Genomic DNA, 524 nt, shown 5'->3' on the forward strand with positions numbered 1-524 from the left:
GAGACGTCCCACAACCCCGGAGAGCAAGCTCTCCGGTTTAGGCTGTTCCGCGTTCGCTCGCCGCTACTGACGGAATCACTCTTGTTTTCTCTTCCTCAGGGTACTTAGATGTTTCAGTTCCCCTGGTCTGCCTCTGCCCTGCCTATGTATTCAGCAGAGAGTGACTGCGCATTACCGCAGCCGGGTTTCCCCATTCGGACACCCCCGGATCAAAGCTTGCTTACAGCTCCCCGAGGCCTTTTCGTTGTTCGCCACGTCCTTCGTCGGCTCCTGGCGCCTAGGCATCCTCCGTGTGCTCTTAGTAGCTTAACCAACGCTCGGGCATTTGGCTGTCTCCGCTCCGCTTGGTGGATTCTCGTCCGCTGCTTACGCCGCTTCCCAGGTATCCATCCAAATTCGCTCCGACATCCAAATCCCTTCGCTCTAGCACTACTTGTATACTTCACTTGTATAACACAAGTTCAGCTTAAAGGAATGTTCTAAGTCGCAATGTTTCGTTTCGGTATCCAGTTTTCAAGGATCAA

General features: G+C 53.4%; 1 rRNA gene. It reads right to left on the reverse strand.

The window, feature by feature from the left end:
• Positions 1-312, reverse strand: a 23S ribosomal RNA gene (locus RBI05_RS19265); the annotation flags it as partial.
• Between the last annotated feature and the right edge of the window lie 212 nt (positions 313-524).

Origin of the sequence: Paenibacillus glufosinatiresistens (assembly GCF_031470375.1) — a bacterium.
Lineage (GTDB): Bacteria > Bacillota > Bacilli > Paenibacillales > Paenibacillaceae > Paenibacillus_AQ > Paenibacillus_AQ glufosinatiresistens.